This window comes from Brevundimonas sp. EAKA, from assembly GCF_000698025.1.
Classification (GTDB): Bacteria; Pseudomonadota; Alphaproteobacteria; order Caulobacterales; family Caulobacteraceae; genus Brevundimonas; species Brevundimonas mediterranea_A.
Genome location: NZ_JMQR01000036.1, coordinates 1 through 17,196 on the forward strand (window position 1 = coordinate 1; position 17,196 = coordinate 17,196).

Here is a 17,196-nt window from a genome sequence, read left to right on the forward strand (position 1 = left end):
GGCGGTGTTGGGGGCCAAGTCGCTGATAGACGCGATCAGAGCCTGAGAATGAGGCGCTCTGCGCATCATGCCGCTCGCGCACGCCCGCAGCTCAACTCGTTTTTACACAGCCTCGACTCAAAGCGGGAATTCGGGATGTCCGCTGTCAGCCAGAATTCGCTAAGAGTAAGGAATCAAGATCCAAACATCCGGGAAGCTCAGTCTCATGGTCGAATTGTATTTCGGTGTTGCTCAGCTCGGGCGCGACAGGTCAACTACATAGACATCGATCTGCGCGCGCCGCTCCACGGGAATTTGCGAGATGAGCATCTCCTGTAACGCCTCTGGAGTTGTTGGGCGCGCTGCTCCGCCCGGTTCGGCGGGCATGCGAACGCCAAGCCCAAACCAGAGGACAACGTAGACGCCGCGCCCTTGAGCGTGCCAGTCGCGCGTATAGAGCGCGTCGAGCTGATCCATCGGCGCGGTCCACATCGCCGGGTGCCACTGACCTTTGATCTCGACAGGGAGGCCTATCGTGTTGCGGATCGCCGCGATGTCCGCGCGCTTCTGGCCCGGCATGTGCATCTCGGGCTCAAACCGGATCGACGGCGGCAGTTGGCCGGAAATGTAGTCGACCAACCGATTGCGGCAGATGTTTTCAGTCTGTGGCTTGGTGGTCCGCCAGAATGCCTGCCACATGTCCGTGCTCCCCCCGCGGACGCGCTCCTGAAACGCTTGGAGGCGGTCGGCGAAATAGGCCCGCATATCATCGATGGCCTCGGGAAGGCCTTCGCTCATCACCGTCGAAAGCTGCGCGATGGTCGGCGCGACATACTCGTGATCGCGTCGCGCCTTACGTTGAAGATTGCGCGCATGCTTGAGCGTATCAGCATAGGAGGGGGCGACCCCGTCATCGACCCTGGGCGACTTCCGCAGCATGCGCCGCGTGGACGTCGCGATGCGACTGATAGATCCGTTGGCGCTCCTGCGCGCGGCGCTCTTCTCGCTCGGCCTGCTCGACCTTCCACGACGGAACCTCGACGACCGACGCCTCCGCCAGGATTCGAAGCAGCTCATCGTCGCCCCCGGCTGTTTCCACAGCGGCGAGTGTGACGAGAAGAGGCAGACCGTCGTCTCCCCGGCCCAGCCTTACGAGGCTTGTCTTCTCTGAGCATAACGACACAGGCGCGGGAGAAGAGCTGCGCCCGGCTGTCGGGCAACTCTCCTTCGTCCCGAACGACTTCACCCAAGAGCCTGAGCGTGAGCGGGTTTCTGTAGAGGTCCTCAAGGCCGCGATCGGTCATGTGGTCGAGGGCACGTGTGGCGTCGATCGACGGGAATTCGCCCTGCAGAAAGAGCAAGGCGTCGTCCCGGTCGAAGGGCTCAAGGTGGAGGATGAGCGGTTTGCTGGCGTAGTCGTCCTCGATCTTGATGCGGTCTGAGGCGCCGCGCCAATCCGCCTCGCGGCAGGACAGAATGAAGGGCGGGTTCCCCATCGCTGACAGCTTCTGAAGAACAGCGTCGACGCCTCCGCCGAGCGCTGTGGAGGCCACCTCGTCCAAGCCATCGATGATGATGCGAGACCCCTCAGGCAGCTCGATCCGGGCCGAGCGGAGGAATGATCCAGCGCGATAGTAGAGAGCGTCAGGCTGCTGGCCCAAAGCCTGGGTGAGGACGCTTTTGCCTGAGCCCGGATCCCCAAGCACAACGACCGGCGCCCCGATCGACAGGATGTCATCCTGATCGATGTATTCCTTGGCTCCCTCCAGGTTCAGGTACCCGCACGGAGTCGGCGGCGGCAAAGGATGCCTGCGTTGAAGCGCTAGCGGAGTTCGAAGTCTCCAACATGCGACGGTCCAATGAAGCTAGCGGTGCCAATGCGGCCATCCGAAACGGGATCACGGCTTTTGTGCTGGCGACTCTTCTTGGCTTGTTCGCGCCGCGGGCAGCGCCGACGAGTCCGCCTCAGCCACCATCGGTGTCCGCCTCCAGTTCGGTACGCTTGGTTTTGACGCCGAGCGCCCCGGCGGATCCCTCCGGCCAGTGACTCCAGACCTCGCGGATTCTGGCGCGGTGCCGCGTCGATGAGGCCTAGTCGGTACCGCTTGGGAGACCGAAGATCCGGGTGACCGGATGAATCGGCTCTATGCGCCCGCTCTGCGGATTGAACGCCAGCAGCGCGGTGCCGCCAAAGACCGGCCCCTCAGCGAGCATGGTCTTCTGGTCAGTGTCGAGTTCGCCGCTATGGGCCGCAGCCAAGAAGTCGCCGAAGGCGTCCATAGCCTTCTCGGCTTCAGGATCGCCGGCTTCGCCGTTGGGGATTAGGAACTTGAATTTTCGGCCAGCCGGATCCTCAAAATAGATTGAGTAGAACAGCGAATAGGGTTGATCTGGTGAGGCCTTTCCGGGGGTCCCGATGAGTGTAACCTTCACCGATGCGAAGCGGTCGCGCAGCGCCTTCAACCCAGCCTTTAGGGCTGCATAGTGGTCCTTGCCCATCTCGCCTAGGAAGCCGTTGAAGTAGCCTTGGCTGATGAATAGCATCACCCCTGTCGGGATCAGCCACTCGAGCCCGGCGAATGGGCCGCTTCTGGGCCGGCTTTCGACGACAAGGTCCAAGCCCGGTGCCGAGATGCCTTGCACGAAATCGTCAAACACCGCGAGCGGGATGTCGTCCGTGTAGATCAGGCCGATCTGCGGGGGTGGCGACGACATGGCTTCACCATCCTTCTTGAAAATCTAGGTTAGGACTCATCAGCGTCACCGGCGAAGGAACGCTTGATTCGCGCCTAGTTGCCAAAGATTCCTCGGTCCGGCCGCGCCCAGGCGGCTTCGAAGTCATTGATCGCCGACCTCCGGCCTGGGTCGAGATCCTCCCGGACAAGGATTTCGGAGATGCGAGCGCGGAAGGCGTCCGGATCGACGAGCGCGTCCACAGATCCGCGATCGAGATAGGTATAGCGCCGCGCCACGACGTCGCCGGCGGAATGCGACCAGCCGACGGAGACGAACGAACGGGCGAGCGCTTCGACGACTGCGTCGTCATCCAGCTGTTCGGTCAGCCACGCGCGTACTCGTTCTGCACCGCCCTCTCCCACCAGGTCGCGCCAGCGAAACAGTTTTGACACCAGATCCGGCAGGCCGATCAGGACGCCTTCGACGGCGGCGGCCTGGACCCTTGCCAGCGCCAAGGCTCGTAGACGCGCTGTCGCCTCGGTGCTGGCCAGAGGCTCTCCGCACCTTCGTCCTTCTTCCACTGGTTCAAGCTGAGCGACGCAACGCAGGGCGATGTCGATCAGCCAACGGAGCGTGGCGGTCTGCGCCGCGGCTTCCAGCACGGCGTCGCGGTCGTCGATCTCGAGCCGCTCGGTCACCAGGCGGTTCAGCAGCCAGTGAATGCGGAGGAAGTTGTCGCCGACCGAGAATGCGCCGGCCTTGTCGGCCGCGACGTCGAGTTCGTCGGCGATACTGAATATGGCGGCGACGAGGGGTGCGATACTGGCCTCCGGTACCTGCGGGGCGCGGAAAGTTAACTCGTCCAGCAGCACGGCCGCCCGCGTGCCGCCGCGGCGCCGCGCGGTCGCTAAAGCCTGGCGCAGGGTCTCGCGCACGAAGTCCGGATCGTCTGCCCGGGCCATGAAGGCTTGGATCTCGGTCGCCGGTGCGACTTGGTCCGACAGGGCGAAGCGGAAATAGGGATCGAAGTGCGCCTCGACGCACACCCGGCGTTGCAGACGCCATTCTTGCCCGAAATCAGCGCCGTAGTAGTGATTGCTCCAAGCGTTCTCGAGTGCGGGGAACAGGCGCATCAAGGCTCTGCGCAGGGTCGGCCGCTGCCCTTCGGGGACGCTCCCCAAGAGCCGGGCGTCGCAATGGGCTTCCGCCTGAGCGTGGGGCTCGAACCCTAGTTCGTGCCCGCAAACGAGCGTCTTATTGTCGTAGATGGCCCGGTGAACTTGGGGCCAGAACAGGCGCAGCGTCTCCATTGCCAGGAAGTCGGCGGCGTCGACATCGCCGGCCACGGCCGGCCAGGTCACCTCGAGCGCATTGGTGAGCCGAACGACATCGCGCGGGCGAGCGATGTTCGGGGCGACGACATCGTAGAAGACGTTCATGAACCGGGTCATCCGGTCGTCTTCGATAACGCCGATCACGCTCCCTACGTTGTTGAGCAGCAGGCTGCGCAGGTCGTCAGGCTCCGGGGGCGGCAACTCGAACGCCGCCTGGACGATCTTCTCCAGAAAGTGTGCGCCCTCGGAGGGGAAGCGTTCGGCGACTGCCGCTTCCGTCAGCGCGCGATCGAACACCATTAGATAGATAACGTTCGGCAGACGCCCTACCGACTTGACGAGCTTGAAGATCAGCAGCGCGTCGTCGGCGCTCAGACGATCGAGGTCGTCGATGATGACGAGGAAGCGCTTGTCGGCCGACCGCAGCGCCCTAGCGATGATGGCATGCTCCTCCGGCACGGTCCTCTCTCCCCCAAGCACATCGCCGACCAGCTTGGCCGCACCGCCTGCGGCGGCGCCGCCGGTCCCGACCGTCGCTAGGTTCACCGCCGCCTCGATCAGCGGGCTGGCGCTGCCGAGCTTGCGGCCCAGGGCCCGGAAGGCGTCCTTGGCCTTGTCAGGCAACGACTTGCCAATTGCTGAGCCGAGCTCACGGAAGAAGGCAATGGCGAGGGCGTCAGCACCGTTGAACCACCACGGATTAAACTCGACGAGTACGAGGTTTTCGGCCCCCTTCAACCCGCCAGTCTCTAGATGATGTTTGATGAGGTTGACGGCGCTGCTCTTGCCAGAGCCCCAAGGACCATGGACACTGACCACTAGACCTTCAGGAGATTTCAGACCAGCGATGCTGGTGGCGATAGCCCGGGCGAAAGGATCGAAGCCGAAGGCATCTTGCTCCGGTAAGTCAATGGGTTGGTCGGCGCTGAGCGTGCCGGAACCCTGAGTGTCGGTGCTAGCGCACGGGGCGGCGGCAGCCTCCGCCGTTGCGACCGGCGCAGCCGCCTTGGCGGTCCCGCGGTGAAGCCACCGTAGCCAATTCATCGTCTGTGCCCGCTTCGCCGCTTATATCAGGACGCAACTTCGCATATTTGCGGCGCTAACACCTGCCAACTTTAAGTTCACAATGGGCTGGCGCCGATCAGGTAACCTGTGGCGGCAGGAGCCGATACCGGGACGAGCGCAAAGCGGACATTCATTGAAGAGCTCGGCCCTGAGCTACTCGCGGAAGTCCCAGCTAGTCGAAGTCAGGTCAATCCGCTCAAACCAGATATCCGCGCCGAGCGCGGCATGGGTAGCCGTTCGCGTCTTTGTGAGGATTAAGGTCTAGCGACATCTTTGATCGCGTGAACCGCTTCTGACAGTAAGGACACTCGACCTTAAAGCTCTGGGCGAAATCTGCGAGTTAGATCGTCAGCGTTAACTTGCGGCGACAGTTTTTGTCATCCGGGCCCGCAGACGCTTGCGCACGCCGTGTCCGACGGACGACAGGATCGATAGCGCACCGTCTTGCTGTCGGCCTTCATGATCAAACAGGCCTGCCGCTCGCTGATCCCGAACACCGTCCGGATCCTCGCGACGCCTTCGCGCATCGCGACGTCCCCTACCATTTTTTGAAAGCAGGTCGTTCAGCGCCGCCTTGTCCAGCATCGTGTCCGTCAGCAACCGCTTCAGTCTGTCCCCCCTTCCAAGGACCGGACTCTAGCGCCGCGTGGAGGAAATTCTCACGGGCACGTCAACGTCGCCGTAGGGGCTCCGCCCGGATCATGGCGTCGGGCCAGAAGATCCGCACTCCGTCCGACCTATCGACCGGCGCGAGCCAAGAGTTCGATTAGCTCGCCGGCCTTGGCCTTTCGATCCTCCGGATCGTCACCCGTCATGGCTCCCATGACGCAGTGGTCGAGGTGGTCCCTCAACACTTCCGTCTCTACGCGAAGGAGCGCTGCGCGGACGGCCCGCAACTGGGTGAGCAGGTCGATGCAGTAGCGGTCCTCGTCGACCATGCGGGCGATGCCCCGCACCTGGCCTTCGATCCGGCTCAGCCGGTTAAGGATTTTGGGCTTCGTATCGATTTGCATGCGGCTTCGCTCCAGAGTGTCTGTATACCCCATGCGGGTATCTTGCTCCATACCCCCTACAGGTATATTCGAGGCGCTTGGATCAGCCGGAGAGCGTCATGTCCACTCATCCTCACGGTCACGCCGCAGGTCGCTCCTGCTGCTCGGCGGAACCCTCCGCGGGATCGGTCGCGCTAAAGGATCCGGTCTGCGGGATGTCGGTTGATGCAAAGACGACCGCTCACCGGGCCAGCCATGACGAGCAGGACTATTTCTTCTGCTCGGCAGGGTGCCGAACCCGATTCGTGGCGGATCCACAGCGCTATCTGAAGCCTGCTTCGGAGCCCGCCCCCGCCATTCCGGGCGTGATCTACACCTGCCCCATGCATCCGGAAATCCGGCAGGAGGGTCCGGGGTCCTGCCCGATCTGCGGCATGGCGCTCGAGCCTGAAACCGTCGCCGCCGAAGCGCCGCCCAATCACGAACTGATCGACTTCACCCGCCGCTTCTGGATCGGTCTGATTCTGACCCTGCCGGTCTTCGCGCTGGAGATGGGCGCCCATCTGACGAACCTGCACATGCTCATCCCCGGCCGGCTGTCGAACGGGATCCAATTCGTTCTGGCCACGCCGGTCGTCCTGTGGTGCGGCCTGCCCTTCTTCCAGCGCGGCTGGACCTCGCTGCGCACGCGCCGGCTGAACATGTTCACCCTGATCTCGATGGGGGTCGGGGTCGCATGGCTTTACAGCATCGTGGCCGTCGTAGCGCCATGGCTGTTCCCGCCCGCCTTCCTCAAGGCCGACGGGAGCGCGCCGGTGTATTTCGAGGCGGCGGCGGTCATCACGGTGCTGGTCCTCGTCGGACAGATCCTGGAACTTCGCGCCCGCGAGCAGACGTCGGGGGCGATCCGGGCCTTGCTGGATCTCACGCCCAAGACCGCGCGAAGGGTCCGGGCGGACGGCGTTGACGAGGATGTCTCGCTCGACCTGATCACTGTCGGCGACTCCCTGCGGGTCCGCCCCGGTGAGAAAGTCCCGGTGGACGGCGAAATCCTGGATGGCCGTATCGCCGTCGACGAGTCGATGGTGACCGGCGAGTCCATGCCGGTGACCAAGGAGGTCGGCGACCGGGTCGTCGCCGGCGCCCTGAACAAGACCGGATCCTTCATCATGCGCGCCGACAAGGTCGGGGCCGACACCCTGCTGGCGCAAATCGTCCAGATGGTCGCTCAGGCCCAACGCAGCCGCGCGCCGATCCAGCGGCTGGCCGACACGGTATCTGGATGGTTCGTTCCGACGGTGATCACAATCGCCCTGCTGGCCGCCGCCGTCTGGGGGCTGGTCGGGCCGGAGCCCCGGCTGTCCTATGCCCTGGTCGCCGCTGTCTCGGTCCTGATCATCGCCTGTCCCTGTGCGCTCGGTCTCGCGACCCCCATCTCGATTATGGTAGGGGTCGGACGAGGCGCGCGCGCCGGGGTCCTGATCAAGAACGCTGAAGCGCTGGAGCGCTTCGAAAGGGTCGACACCCTGATCCTCGACAAGACCGGCACCCTGACCGAGGGACGCCCGTCCGTGACAGCGATGGTGATCGCCAAAGGCTTCGACGAAACAGACGTGCTGCGTCTTTCGGCCAGTCTGGAGCGCGGAAGCGAGCACCCCTTGGCGGATGCGATCGTCCAGGCCGCCAAGGACCGCCATCTGCCCCTGTCGGAAGCCGTGGACTTCGACAGTCCGGTGGGACGCGGCGTGCGCGGTGTTGTCGAGGGACGCCAGGTGGCCCTGGGCAACACCCGGTATCTCGGTGAGCTTTCGATCGACGTCTCCACGCTGGAGCCGAAGGCGGACGCACTCCGGAACGACGGCGCCACGGCCATTTTCGTGGCCATCGACGGCAAGGCCGCCGGGGTCCTCGGCATCGCCGACCCGGTCAAGGCCACCACGTCGGCCGCGATCCTCGCGCTGAAGGCGGCCGGTCTGAGACTGGTCATGATGACCGGGGACAACCGAACCACGGCCGAAGCCGTGGCGCGACGCCTCGGGATCGACGAGGTCCATGCCGAGGTCCTGCCGCAGGACAAGGCGTCGGTGGTTCAGCAGCTTCGCTCACAGGGCCGCATCGTCGCCATGGCCGGAGATGGGGTCAACGACGCCCCGGCTCTCGCAGCCGCCGATGTCGGCGTCGCCATGGGCGCGGGCTCGGATGTGGCGATCGAGAGCGCGGGCGTAACCCTGTTGAGCGGCGATCTGCAAGGCATAGTCCGGGCGCGGCGTCTGTCGCGAGCGGTCATGGGGAACATCCGGCAAAACCTGATCTTCGCCTTCGGTTACAATGCGCTCGGCATCCCGGTCGCGGCCGGCCTGCTGTATCCCGTCTTCGGCTGGCTGCTCTCGCCCGCTCTTGCAGCGCTCGCCATGGCGCTCTCTTCGGTCAGCGTCATCGGCAATGCGCTGAGGCTGCGCGCGGTGAAGCTCTAGGCGGCCTGAGAATTCAGAAAGCATTAACCAAGCCTCGACAGGAATCCGCGACGCAGCCTAGATTCCCCCTGTAGCTGATTTGGTCGGGAGAGCGCCTTGCGGGGCATGGAGCGGCGGCAAGACAAGCGAGGCCGACGCGCCACCGACAGGGCCCCCAGCGCCCCGGCCTGGATGCGCATCGGCGTGCTGGTCCTCGCCCTCGGCTCCACCGGATACGTGCTGTTGATGTCGCGAGACGCGACACGCCCTGCCCGCGAAGCCCATCGCCTCCAGAACGAGAACCTGACGTTGAGCGCCCAGCTCGCCGCCAGCCGGACCGCCGTCCTGATGCAGGCCGCCCAGACCGGGATCGACGTCGGGACAGCCGCACTGCTGGACGACGCGCTCCCGATGGCCGCCGTCGAGAGGGCGCGCGGCGTCGCGCCGAACGCGGGCTTCTCGGTGATCGGCGCCGACGGCGCGATCCTGGCCAGCCAGGGGCCGGTGCAGTCGCCCGGCGTCATCGCCCTGACGGGGCCGCAAGCCGGGGGGCGGCGGCTTGAAGCGCGCATTCTCCCGTCCCTGCCCGCCTCTGGCGCGGTCCGGATCGTGTCGAAGACGGGGGTCATCCTGGCCTCGCCGAACGCCGCCGAGGTCGGCCGGTCCGCAACGCCGTTGATCGGCGTCCAGGCCGGCGACCTGGCGTCCCTGACCACGCCCGTCGCCACGCCGGGGGGCAGGGCGTCGGTCGTGGCGGCGCCGATCACGCCCGACGGTCCCTATGTGGTCGCCTTGCAGAGCGGACCGCCCGCGGGCGCGGCGGGTCTGCTGGGCGAGGCCTGGGTTCTGGCGGCCCCCGTGCTGCTGGGCCTCGGCGTCCTGGCGCTGTTCCTGTTCCAGGGCCTGCGTCGTGCGCGCGCCAGCCGGGAATGGGCCTCGTCGGAAAAACGCTTCCGCATCGCGGTGGAGGCGGCGCGCTGCGGCGTATGGGAATGGGATCTGGACGGCGCCGAAGTGACCCTGTCCGACTATATGGCGACCCTGCTGGGCTTCGAGACCGGCGGCGTCGTACCGGCCGAGATCGTGATGGCCCGCATCCATCCCCGTTACCGCGACCAGGTGCAGCACGCGTTGCGCCAGGCCTCGGCCTATGGCGCCTTCGAGGTCACCTTCCCCGTCCCGGGCGACGGCGGCCGGACCCGCTGGATCGATGCGCGCGGCCAGGCGCGAGGGGCGCGGGGCGAGGCCGGCTTTTCCGCCATCCTGGGCGTCGCCCTGGACATCACCGAGGCCCGCCGGGCCAAGGCCGCCGCCCAGTCCGCCGAAAGCCGTCTGCGCGACGGGGTGGAGAGCATCTCGGACGCCTTCGTCCTGTTTGATCGCCAAGGCCGCCTCATCCTCTGGAACCAGGCGTTCGAGGACGCTTTCGACTTCCAGTCCGGCGTCGTGCGGCGCGGCGCGGCGAAGGAGGAATTGAACCGCATCGCCGCCCTGGCCATCAAGGCCGAACATGCGCCGACGGACGGCCGGGCGGGCCTTCGCGAGGTCGAACTGCACGACGGCCGCTGGCTGCAGTTGTCCGAACGCTTCACCTCGGAGGGCGGCTCGGTGGTCACCGCCGCCGACATCACCGCCATCAAGCGCGAAGAGACCGAACGCCGCCGCGCCGTCGAGGACCTGAGCCGCACCGTGGCCCAGCTCGAAGCCAGCCAGCAGATGCTGTCGCAACTGGCCCGGAAATACGAGATCGCCATGACCCGGGCCGAGGCCGCAAACCAGGCCAAGTCCGAGTTCCTGGCCAATATGAGCCACGAACTGCGCACCCCCCTGAACGCCATCAACGGCTTCTCGGAGATCATGGCCGCCGAGCTGTTCGGCCCCATAGGCGAGAAGTACAAGGGCTACGCCGGCGACATCCTGAAGTCGGGCCAGCATCTGCTCAGCCTGATCAACGACATCCTGGACATGGCCAAGATCGAGGCCGGCAAGATGACCCTGCACTATGAGCCCGTCTCGCTGCGGGACGTGTGCGAGGACGCCGCCCGGCTGATGCGTGGCAAGGTTCTGGAGTCCGGCCTGACCCTGGAGATCGAAGCGGGCGACCTGCCGGACATCGAGGCGGACCACCGCGGCGTGAAACAGGTGATGCTGAACCTGATCTCCAACGCCGTTAAGTTCACGCCCGAAGGCGGGACCGTCACCCTGTCGCTGACGCCGTTCAAGGGGGCGGCCGGCGAGGATCGCGTCCGGGTCGCCTGCGCCGACACCGGCATCGGCATCGCGCCTGAACATATGGTCCGTCTGGCGCGGCCCTTCGAACAGGTCGAAGGCCAGCATTCCAAGACCACCCAGGGCACCGGCCTGGGCCTGGCCCTGACCAAGTCGCTGATCGAGATGCATGGCGGCCGGCTGAACATAGAAAGCGAGCCCGGGGTGGGCACGGTGGTCAGTTTCGACCTGCCGACGCGACGTCCCGTCCAGACCGTCCAGCCCATGAAGGCCGCCTTCGCCGCCTGAGCCGCCTGAGCCGCCGGGGCGAGCGATCAGAGTTCGAGCCGGTATCCCACGCTCGGTTCCGTGACGACCAGGGCCGGTTCGGCGGGGTCGGCCTCCAGCTTGTGGCGCAGTTGGCCGATCACGACGCGCAGATACTGGACATCGGCGGCGTGGCCCGCGCCCCAGACGGTCTTCAGCAGGTCGGCGTGGCCCAGCACCTTGCCGGCGTTGCGGGCCAGACAGGCCAGGACTTCGTATTCCTTGGGGCGCAGCTTCACCCGCTCGCCGGCGCGGGTGACGATGCGGCGGTCCAGGTCGATGACCACCTCTCCGACCGTGACCACGCCGCCCGCCACCGGCGCCAAGGCCCCCTGGCGCAGCCCGGCCCGGATGCGCGCCAGAAGTTCGCCGACCCCGAACGGCTTTTCGACATAGTCATTGGCGCCCAGGTCCAGGGCCGCGATCTTCTCGGCCTCGCGATCGCGGGCCGACAGGATGATGATCGGCCCCTGGTAGAATTCCCGCGCCCGTCTCAGCACGTCCTTGCCGTCCATGTCGGGCAGGCCCAGGTCCAGCACCACGGCGTCGGGGCTCCACAATGCGATGGCGCGCAGGCCTTCCTGACCACTGTCGGCGCGGCGGGGTTCGTAACCGGCGGCGTCCAGGGCGGGCGACAGGAAGCGGTGGATCTGGGGCTCGTCGTCGATGACGAGGACCTGGGGGCGGACGGCAGGCATCACAGCAGATCCGGATGGGTGGCGATGGATTTGGGCAGGCTGATCAGGATGCGCGTGCCCCGCTTGCCGCCGTCGGGTCCGTCGTGGATCGGGCTGGCGGCGGCGATGCGGCCGCGCATGGCCTCGACGAAGCCCTTGGCGATAGCCAGACCCAGGCCGGCCCCCTGGACTCTGTCGGGGGCGCGGTCGGTCGAATCCTCCATGCGGCGGAACTTGTCGAACACCCGTTCCAGCTCGGCCGTGGGTATGCCGCGCCCCTCGTCCTCGATGGAAATGACGACGGAGCCCCGGTCCTCATAGGCCGCCAGTTCGATGGTCGTCCCGTCGGGGCTGTAGGCGATGGCGTTCTCAAGAATATTGACCACCGCCTGTTCCAGCAGACCGGGGTCGGCTTCCACCATGCTGAGCTGGGGCGGGAAGTCGCGGGTGATCCGACGTCGCCCCAGGCGGCGCGACACCCGGTCGGCGGCGGCGTTCAGGGCGTCGCGCACATCGGTCCAGTCGGTGCGGACGTTCAGCCCGCCGCCCTCCAGCCGGGTCATGTCCAGCAGGTCGCCGACATAGCGCGACAGGCGTTCAGCCTCTTCGCGGATGCTGAGCAGCAGGTCGTCGCGGACCTCGGGCTTCAGGGTCGCCCCATAGTCGATCAGGGTGGTGGCCGAGCCCAGCACGGTCGACAGGGGCGTGCGCAGATCGTGGCTGACCGAGTTCATCAGGGCGGCGCGGAACCGGTCGGCGCGACGCAGGGTCTCGCTCTCCAGCGCCTGTCCGGCCAGATCAGCCCGCTCCAGCGCCACGGCGCCCTGATCCAGCAGGGCCAAGGCCAGCCGCTCCTCGTCCGAGCCCGCCGCCACGGCCGAGGCGTCGATCCCCGCCACGCCGGCGCGACCGCGCACGCCTTGCAGGGGCTGAAACCGCCAGCGGGTCTGCGGCAGGGTGCCGGTGCCGTGACCCGTGACCTCGCCGTGGGTCCAGGCCCAGCGGGCCGCGGCCATGGCGTCGGCGCCCAGAACCACGCCCTCGGGGCTGGCGGCCGTCAGGACGATGTCGTCGCCGTCCGGCAGCAGGACCACCGCCCCGGCCCCGGCGGCGGCGGCGGCCTGTTCGGCCAGGCTTCGGGCGGTCGTCGCACGATCCTGGGCCGCCGACAGGGTCTGGCTGGCGGCCAGCAGGGCAGAGACGGCGGCGGCGCGACGCTGGGCCGCGCGGGCCTGTTCGCGCACCCGCCCGGCCAGGGCCCCCGTGCCCAGGGCGACGGCCCAGAACAGCAAAAGTGTGAGGAAGTCCGTCGGCGAACCGATCAGGAAACTGTAGCGCGGCTGAAGGAACAGGAAGTTGTAGGTCAGGAAGGCCAGGGTCGCCGCTACGAGAGCGGGCCGCAGCCCGTTCAGCACCCCCGCCGCCACAACGGCGGCCAGATAGATGACGCCCAGATCGACCCGCTCGAACCGCGTGTCCAGCAACAGGGCGACGCCGGTCGCGGCCCCGACGAAACCCGCGCCGGCGGAATAGGGACGCCAGTCCAGACCAGGCCGGAGACCGGACCTGATCGTCGGCTCGGGCGCCGACCCATCGCCTTCGGTCACGACATGGACGGCCACGCCCTGGGCCTTGCGCAGCAGTTCGGTGGCCAGCGCCCGGCCGGTCCATTCGGCGAGGCGGCCGCCCCGCGTCTTGCCGATGACGATCTGGGTGACGTTGTTGCGGTGGGCGTGATCCAGAACGGTGCGCACGACGTCGTCGCCGCTCAGCGTCACCGGTCGCCCGCCCAGTTGTTCGGCCAGTTTGAAGGCTTCGGACAGACGGCCGGCGGATCGCGCGTCGGAACGCGAGCCCGACGGCCGCTCGACGTGGGCCACCGACCAGGGGGCGTCCATCATCATGTCCGACATGCGTCGTCCGGTCCGCACCAGAGACGCGCTCATGGCGTCGCCCCCGACCAGGACCAGGATCCGCTCGCCCGCCGCCCACGGCCCCGACACGCCCCGCTCGCGCAGATGCGACAGCAGTTGATCGTCCACCGTCTGGGCCGCGCGGCGCAGGGCCAGTTCGCGCAGGGCCGTCAGGTTCTCCAGCTTGAAGAAGTTCTCGGACGCCACCCGCGCCGTTTCGGGCACATAGACCTTGCCCTCGGCCAGACGGGCGCGAAGGTCCTCGGGCGTGATGTCCACCACCTCGATGTCATCGGCCTCGGTCAGGAGGCTGTCGGGCACCGTCTCGCGCTGACGCACGCCGGTGATGCGCAGGATGACGTCGGACAGGCTCTCCAGATGCTGGATGTTCAGCGTCGTCCAGACGTCGATCCCGGCGTCGCGCAACTCCTCCACATCCTGCCAGCGTTTGGGGTGGCGCGAGCCGGGGACGTTGGAATGGGCGTATTCGTCAACCAGCAGCAGGCCGGGACGACGCGCCAGCGCCCCATCCAGATCGAACTCCATCAGCGAACGGCCCCGATGGTCGATCGGGGCGCGGGGCATGACGTCCAGCCCGCGCAGCAGGCTCATCGTCTCCTTGCGGCCGTGGGTCTCGACCACGCCGACGACGACATCCAGCCCCTCGGCCTTTCGGCGGCGGGCGGCGCGCAGCATCTCATAGGTCTTGCCCACGCCGGGCGACATGCCCAGAAACACCTTCAGCCGCCCGCGCTTGCGGCGCGGAACGGCTGAAGTCGCGGGCGTTTCGGCCTCGGTCTCGGGCAATCAGCCCTCCGCGCCGAAACGGGCGTCCAGGGCGCGGTTGGTCAGCAGGACATTGACGCGCGGCTGGCCGACGAAGCCCAGCAGAGCCCCCTGGGTCTGGCCGTCGATGATGGTCTGGACCTGCTGCACGGGAACGCCTCTGGCGCGGGCGATCCGCGCGGCCTGAAGCCGAGCGTAGGCCGGGGACACGTCCGGGTCGAGGCCCGAGGCGGAGGTGGTCACCGCATCGGCGGGGATGACGCCGGGACCGTCCTCGGCGCGGATGGTCTGGGCGCTTTCGGCGACGCGGGCCGCCAGATTCGGGTTCAACGGCCCCATGTTCGAGCCCGACGAGGCGGCGGCGTCATAGCCGTCGCCCGCCGCCGAGGGGCGCGGATGCAGATAGGTCGCGCCCGCGAACGGCTGTCCGATCAGGGCCGAGCCGACGACCCGACCGCCGGCGTCGCGCACCAGGCTGCCGTTGGCCTGGCTGGGGAAGACGAGCTGGGCGATCCCTGTGACCGCCAGCGGATAGGCCAGCCCCAGCAGGAGGGTGAACAGGGCCATCATCGCGATGGCCGGACGGAACGAATGGACCATTTTCGTCGCCTCAGAGGCTGGTTTTCGACGCGGCCGCAGCGCGCATCTTGTTGAGACGATTGTGCATCGGAATATCCTTGGAAACGCGCATCAGGCCAGGCCGAGCGTGGAAATGATGAGGTCGATCAGCTTGATGCCTACGAACGGCGCGATCAGGCCGCCGAGGCCGTAGATCAACAGGTTGCGACCCAGGAGGGCGCCCGCGCCGATGGCCCGGTATTTGACGCCCTTGAGCGCCAGAGGGATCAGGGCGACGATGACCAGGGCGTTGAAGATGACCGCCGACAGGATGGCGCTCTCTGGGCTGTGCAGACGCATGACGTTCAGCGCGCCCAGCGCCGGCAGCGAGACCACGAACATCGCCGGGATGATGGCGAAATACTTGGCCACGTCGTTGGCGACCGAGAAGGTGGTCAGGGCGCCGCGCGTGATCAGCAGTTGCTTGCCGACCTCGACGATCTCGATGACCTTGGTCGGATCGCTGTCGAGATCGACCATATTGCCGGCCTCGCGGGCGGCCTGGGCGCCGGTCTGCATGGCCACGCCGACGTCGGCCTGAGCCAGGGCAGGCGCATCATTGGCGCCGTCGCCGCACATGGCCACCAGCCTGCCCTTGGCCTGTTCGGCCTTGATCAGCCGCATCTTGTCCTCGGGCGTGGCCTCGGCGAGGTAGTCGTCCACCCCCGCCTCCGAGGCGATGGCCGCCGCCGTCACCGGGTTGTCGCCGGTGATCATGACGGTGCGCAGGCCCATGCGACGCAGGTCGGCGAAGCGCGCCTTCACCCCCGGCTTGACCACGTCCTTCAGATGGATGACGCCCACCAGGACGCCGTTCTGGGTGACGGCCAGGGGCGTGCCGCCCGAGCGGGCGATCCGGTCCACGGCCTGGCGGAACTCGGCCGGGGCCGCACCGTCAGACAGGTTCAAATCCTTCAGCACCGCATCGACCGCGCCCTTGCGCCAGCTGTCCTTGCCGACGTCCAGGCCTGACTGGCGGGTGACGGCGGTGAAGGGGATGGCGACGGCGCCGGCCGGCTGTTCCACCGAGACGCCGGCGTTGCGGCCCAGTTCGACGATGGAGCGGCCTTCCGGCGTCTCGTCGGCCAGGGACGCCATGACGGCGGCGGCCAGGGCGGCTTCCAGACGCACGCCAGGAACCGGAATGACCTCGGTCGCCATGCGGTTGCCGAAGGTGATGGTGCCGGTCTTGTCGAGCAGCAGGGTGTCGACGTCGCCTGCCGCCTCCACCGCACGGCCCGAGGTCGCCAGCACATTGACCTTCAGCAACCGGTCCATGCCGGCGATGCCGACGGCGGACAGCAGCCCCCCGATCGTGGTCGGGATCAGGGTGATGAACAGGGCGCCCAGCACCAGCGGGTCGATACGGACGCCCGAATAGGCGCCCAGACCGACCAGGGTCACGACCGCGATCAGAAAGATCAGGGTCAGGCCGGCCAGCAGCACGGCCAGGGCCAGTTCGTTCGGCGTCTTGCGACGGTCCGCGCCCTCGACCATGGCGATCATGCGGTCGAGGAAGGTCGAGCCCGGCTTGGCGGTGATGCGCACCTTGATCCAGTCGGACACCACGGTGGTGCCGCCGGTCACGGCCGAACGGTCGCCGCCGCTTTCGCGGATCACCGGCGCGCTCTCGCCGGTGATGGCGGCCTCGTTGACCGAGGCCACGCCCTCGATGATCTCGCCGTCCGAGGCGATGACATCGCCGGCCTCGACCAGGATGATCGACCCGACCTCGAGCTCGGACGCATTGGTCGGAACCACTGTGCCGGTCTCGGGATCGACGATCAGCTTGGCCTTGGTCGTGACGCGGGTAGCGCGCAGACTATCGGCCGCCGCCTTGCCCCGCCCTTCGGCGACGCTTTCGGCGACATTGGCGAACAGGACCGTGGCCCACAGCCACAGCGCCAGCTGCACCGCGAACCCCGCCGACTGGCCGCCCACGACCGCCGCGACCGCCGACACCGTGGCCAGCAGGGCCACGATCCAGGTGGTGAAGATGACCGGGTTCTTGACCAGTTTGGCCGGGTTCAGCTTGAGGAAGGCCTCGCCGACGGCGCGACCGATCATCGCCCCGGAGAGACCGCCCGCGATGGGGGTCGAACGACCGCCTTCGCCGGGCTCCCCCCCGCGTGGATCCAATGTGATTTGTGTCATGTCAGGATGTCCGG

11 protein-coding genes and 1 pseudogene are annotated in these 17,196 nt (G+C 67.1%); 2 read left to right on the forward strand and 10 right to left on the reverse strand.

The annotated features are described in order from the left end of the window. Positions 1-231: 231 nt before the first annotated feature. From ER13_RS07215 to ER13_RS07240, 6 genes and pseudogenes are all read right to left on the reverse strand, one after another. Positions 232-918 (reverse strand): hypothetical protein, encoded by a 687-nt coding sequence (locus ER13_RS07215; protein ID WP_035307959.1) that lies wholly within the window; start codon positions 916-918, stop codon positions 232-234. Positions 919-1,052: 134 nt separating this feature from the next. After that, positions 1,053-1,781 carry an NACHT domain-containing NTPase gene (locus ER13_RS07225; RefSeq protein WP_035307963.1) on the reverse strand — a complete coding sequence of 243 codons (729 nt, stop codon included), beginning with the start codon at positions 1,779-1,781 and terminating at the stop codon, positions 1,053-1,055. A gap of 289 nt (positions 1,782-2,070) precedes the next feature. Further along, on the reverse strand, positions 2,071-2,694 hold the full coding sequence (locus ER13_RS07230) for a hypothetical protein (protein ID WP_035307965.1): 624 nt from the start codon (positions 2,692-2,694) through the stop codon (positions 2,071-2,073). Between the two features lie 74 nt (positions 2,695-2,768). After that, positions 2,769-5,033 carry a P-loop NTPase fold protein gene (locus tag ER13_RS07235; protein WP_081836165.1) on the reverse strand — a complete coding sequence of 755 codons (2,265 nt, stop codon included), beginning with the start codon at positions 5,031-5,033 and terminating at the stop codon, positions 2,769-2,771. Between the two features lie 431 nt (positions 5,034-5,464). Then, positions 5,465-5,639 (reverse strand): annotated as a pseudogene (locus tag ER13_RS18375) (IS3 family transposase); the annotation flags it as partial. 152 nt (positions 5,640-5,791) lie between these two features. Then, positions 5,792-6,067, reverse strand: coding sequence for a metal-sensitive transcriptional regulator (locus ER13_RS07240; RefSeq protein WP_008260442.1), 276 nt, complete (start codon positions 6,065-6,067; stop codon positions 5,792-5,794). 98 nt (positions 6,068-6,165) lie between these two features. On the opposite strand from ER13_RS07240, the gene ER13_RS07245 reads away from it, so the two are divergent. Then, entirely contained in the window at positions 6,166-8,520 is a 2,355-nt protein-coding gene (locus ER13_RS07245; RefSeq protein ID WP_035307967.1) for a heavy metal translocating P-type ATPase, read from the forward strand. Positions 8,521-8,703: 183 nt separating this feature from the next. Continuing rightward, positions 8,704-11,016: an ATP-binding protein gene (locus ER13_RS07250; RefSeq protein WP_231492496.1), complete on the forward strand. Its 2,313-nt coding sequence runs from the start codon at positions 8,704-8,706 to the stop codon at positions 11,014-11,016. Between the two features lie 26 nt (positions 11,017-11,042). Here ER13_RS07250 and ER13_RS07255 read toward each other — a convergent pair whose 3' ends face one another. The 4 genes from ER13_RS07255 to kdpB all read right to left on the reverse strand — a co-directional run bounded on the left by ER13_RS07255 (position 11,043) and on the right by kdpB (position 17,182). Further along, positions 11,043-11,732, reverse strand: a complete 690-nt coding sequence (locus tag ER13_RS07255; RefSeq protein ID WP_035307971.1) for a response regulator — start codon at positions 11,730-11,732, stop codon at positions 11,043-11,045. Further along, positions 11,732-14,431, reverse strand: a complete 2,700-nt coding sequence (locus tag ER13_RS07260) for a sensor histidine kinase KdpD (RefSeq protein ID WP_035307973.1) — start codon at positions 14,429-14,431, stop codon at positions 11,732-11,734. Before ER13_RS07260 ends, ER13_RS07255 begins: the two co-directional genes overlap by 1 nt. After that, positions 14,432-15,010 (reverse strand): K(+)-transporting ATPase subunit C, encoded by a 579-nt coding sequence (gene kdpC / locus ER13_RS07265; RefSeq protein ID WP_035307975.1) that lies wholly within the window; start codon positions 15,008-15,010, stop codon positions 14,432-14,434. It abuts the gene before it with no gap. 90 nt (positions 15,011-15,100) lie between these two features. Then, complete coding sequence (kdpB, locus tag ER13_RS07270; RefSeq protein WP_052004985.1) at positions 15,101-17,182, reverse strand: potassium-transporting ATPase subunit KdpB; 2,082 nt, start codon at positions 17,180-17,182, stop codon at positions 15,101-15,103. Positions 17,183-17,196 lie beyond the last annotated feature (14 nt).

Bases quoted from the DNA above. Each gene is read 5' to 3' on its own strand.
- ER13_RS07215 (WP_035307959.1), bottom strand. From the start codon at position 918: ATGCTGCGGAAGTCGCCCAGGGTCGATGACGGGGTCGCCCCCTCCTAT.
- ER13_RS07230 (WP_035307965.1), bottom strand. From the start codon at position 2,694: ATGTCGTCGCCACCCCCGCAGATCGGCCTGATCTACACGGACGACATC.
- ER13_RS07235 (WP_081836165.1), bottom strand. From the start codon at position 5,033: ATGAATTGGCTACGGTGGCTTCACCGCGGGACCGCCAAGGCGGCTGCG.
- ER13_RS07240 (WP_008260442.1), bottom strand. From the start codon at position 6,067: ATGCAAATCGATACGAAGCCCAAAATCCTTAACCGGCTGAGCCGGATC.
- ER13_RS07245 (WP_035307967.1), top strand. From the start codon at position 6,166: ATGTCCACTCATCCTCACGGTCACGCCGCAGGTCGCTCCTGCTGCTCG.
- ER13_RS07255 (WP_035307971.1), bottom strand. From the start codon at position 11,732: ATGCCTGCCGTCCGCCCCCAGGTCCTCGTCATCGACGACGAGCCCCAG.
- kdpC (WP_035307975.1), bottom strand. From the start codon at position 15,010: ATGGTCCATTCGTTCCGTCCGGCCATCGCGATGATGGCCCTGTTCACC.
- kdpB (WP_052004985.1), bottom strand. From the start codon at position 17,182: ATGACACAAATCACATTGGATCCACGCGGGGGGGAGCCCGGCGAAGGC.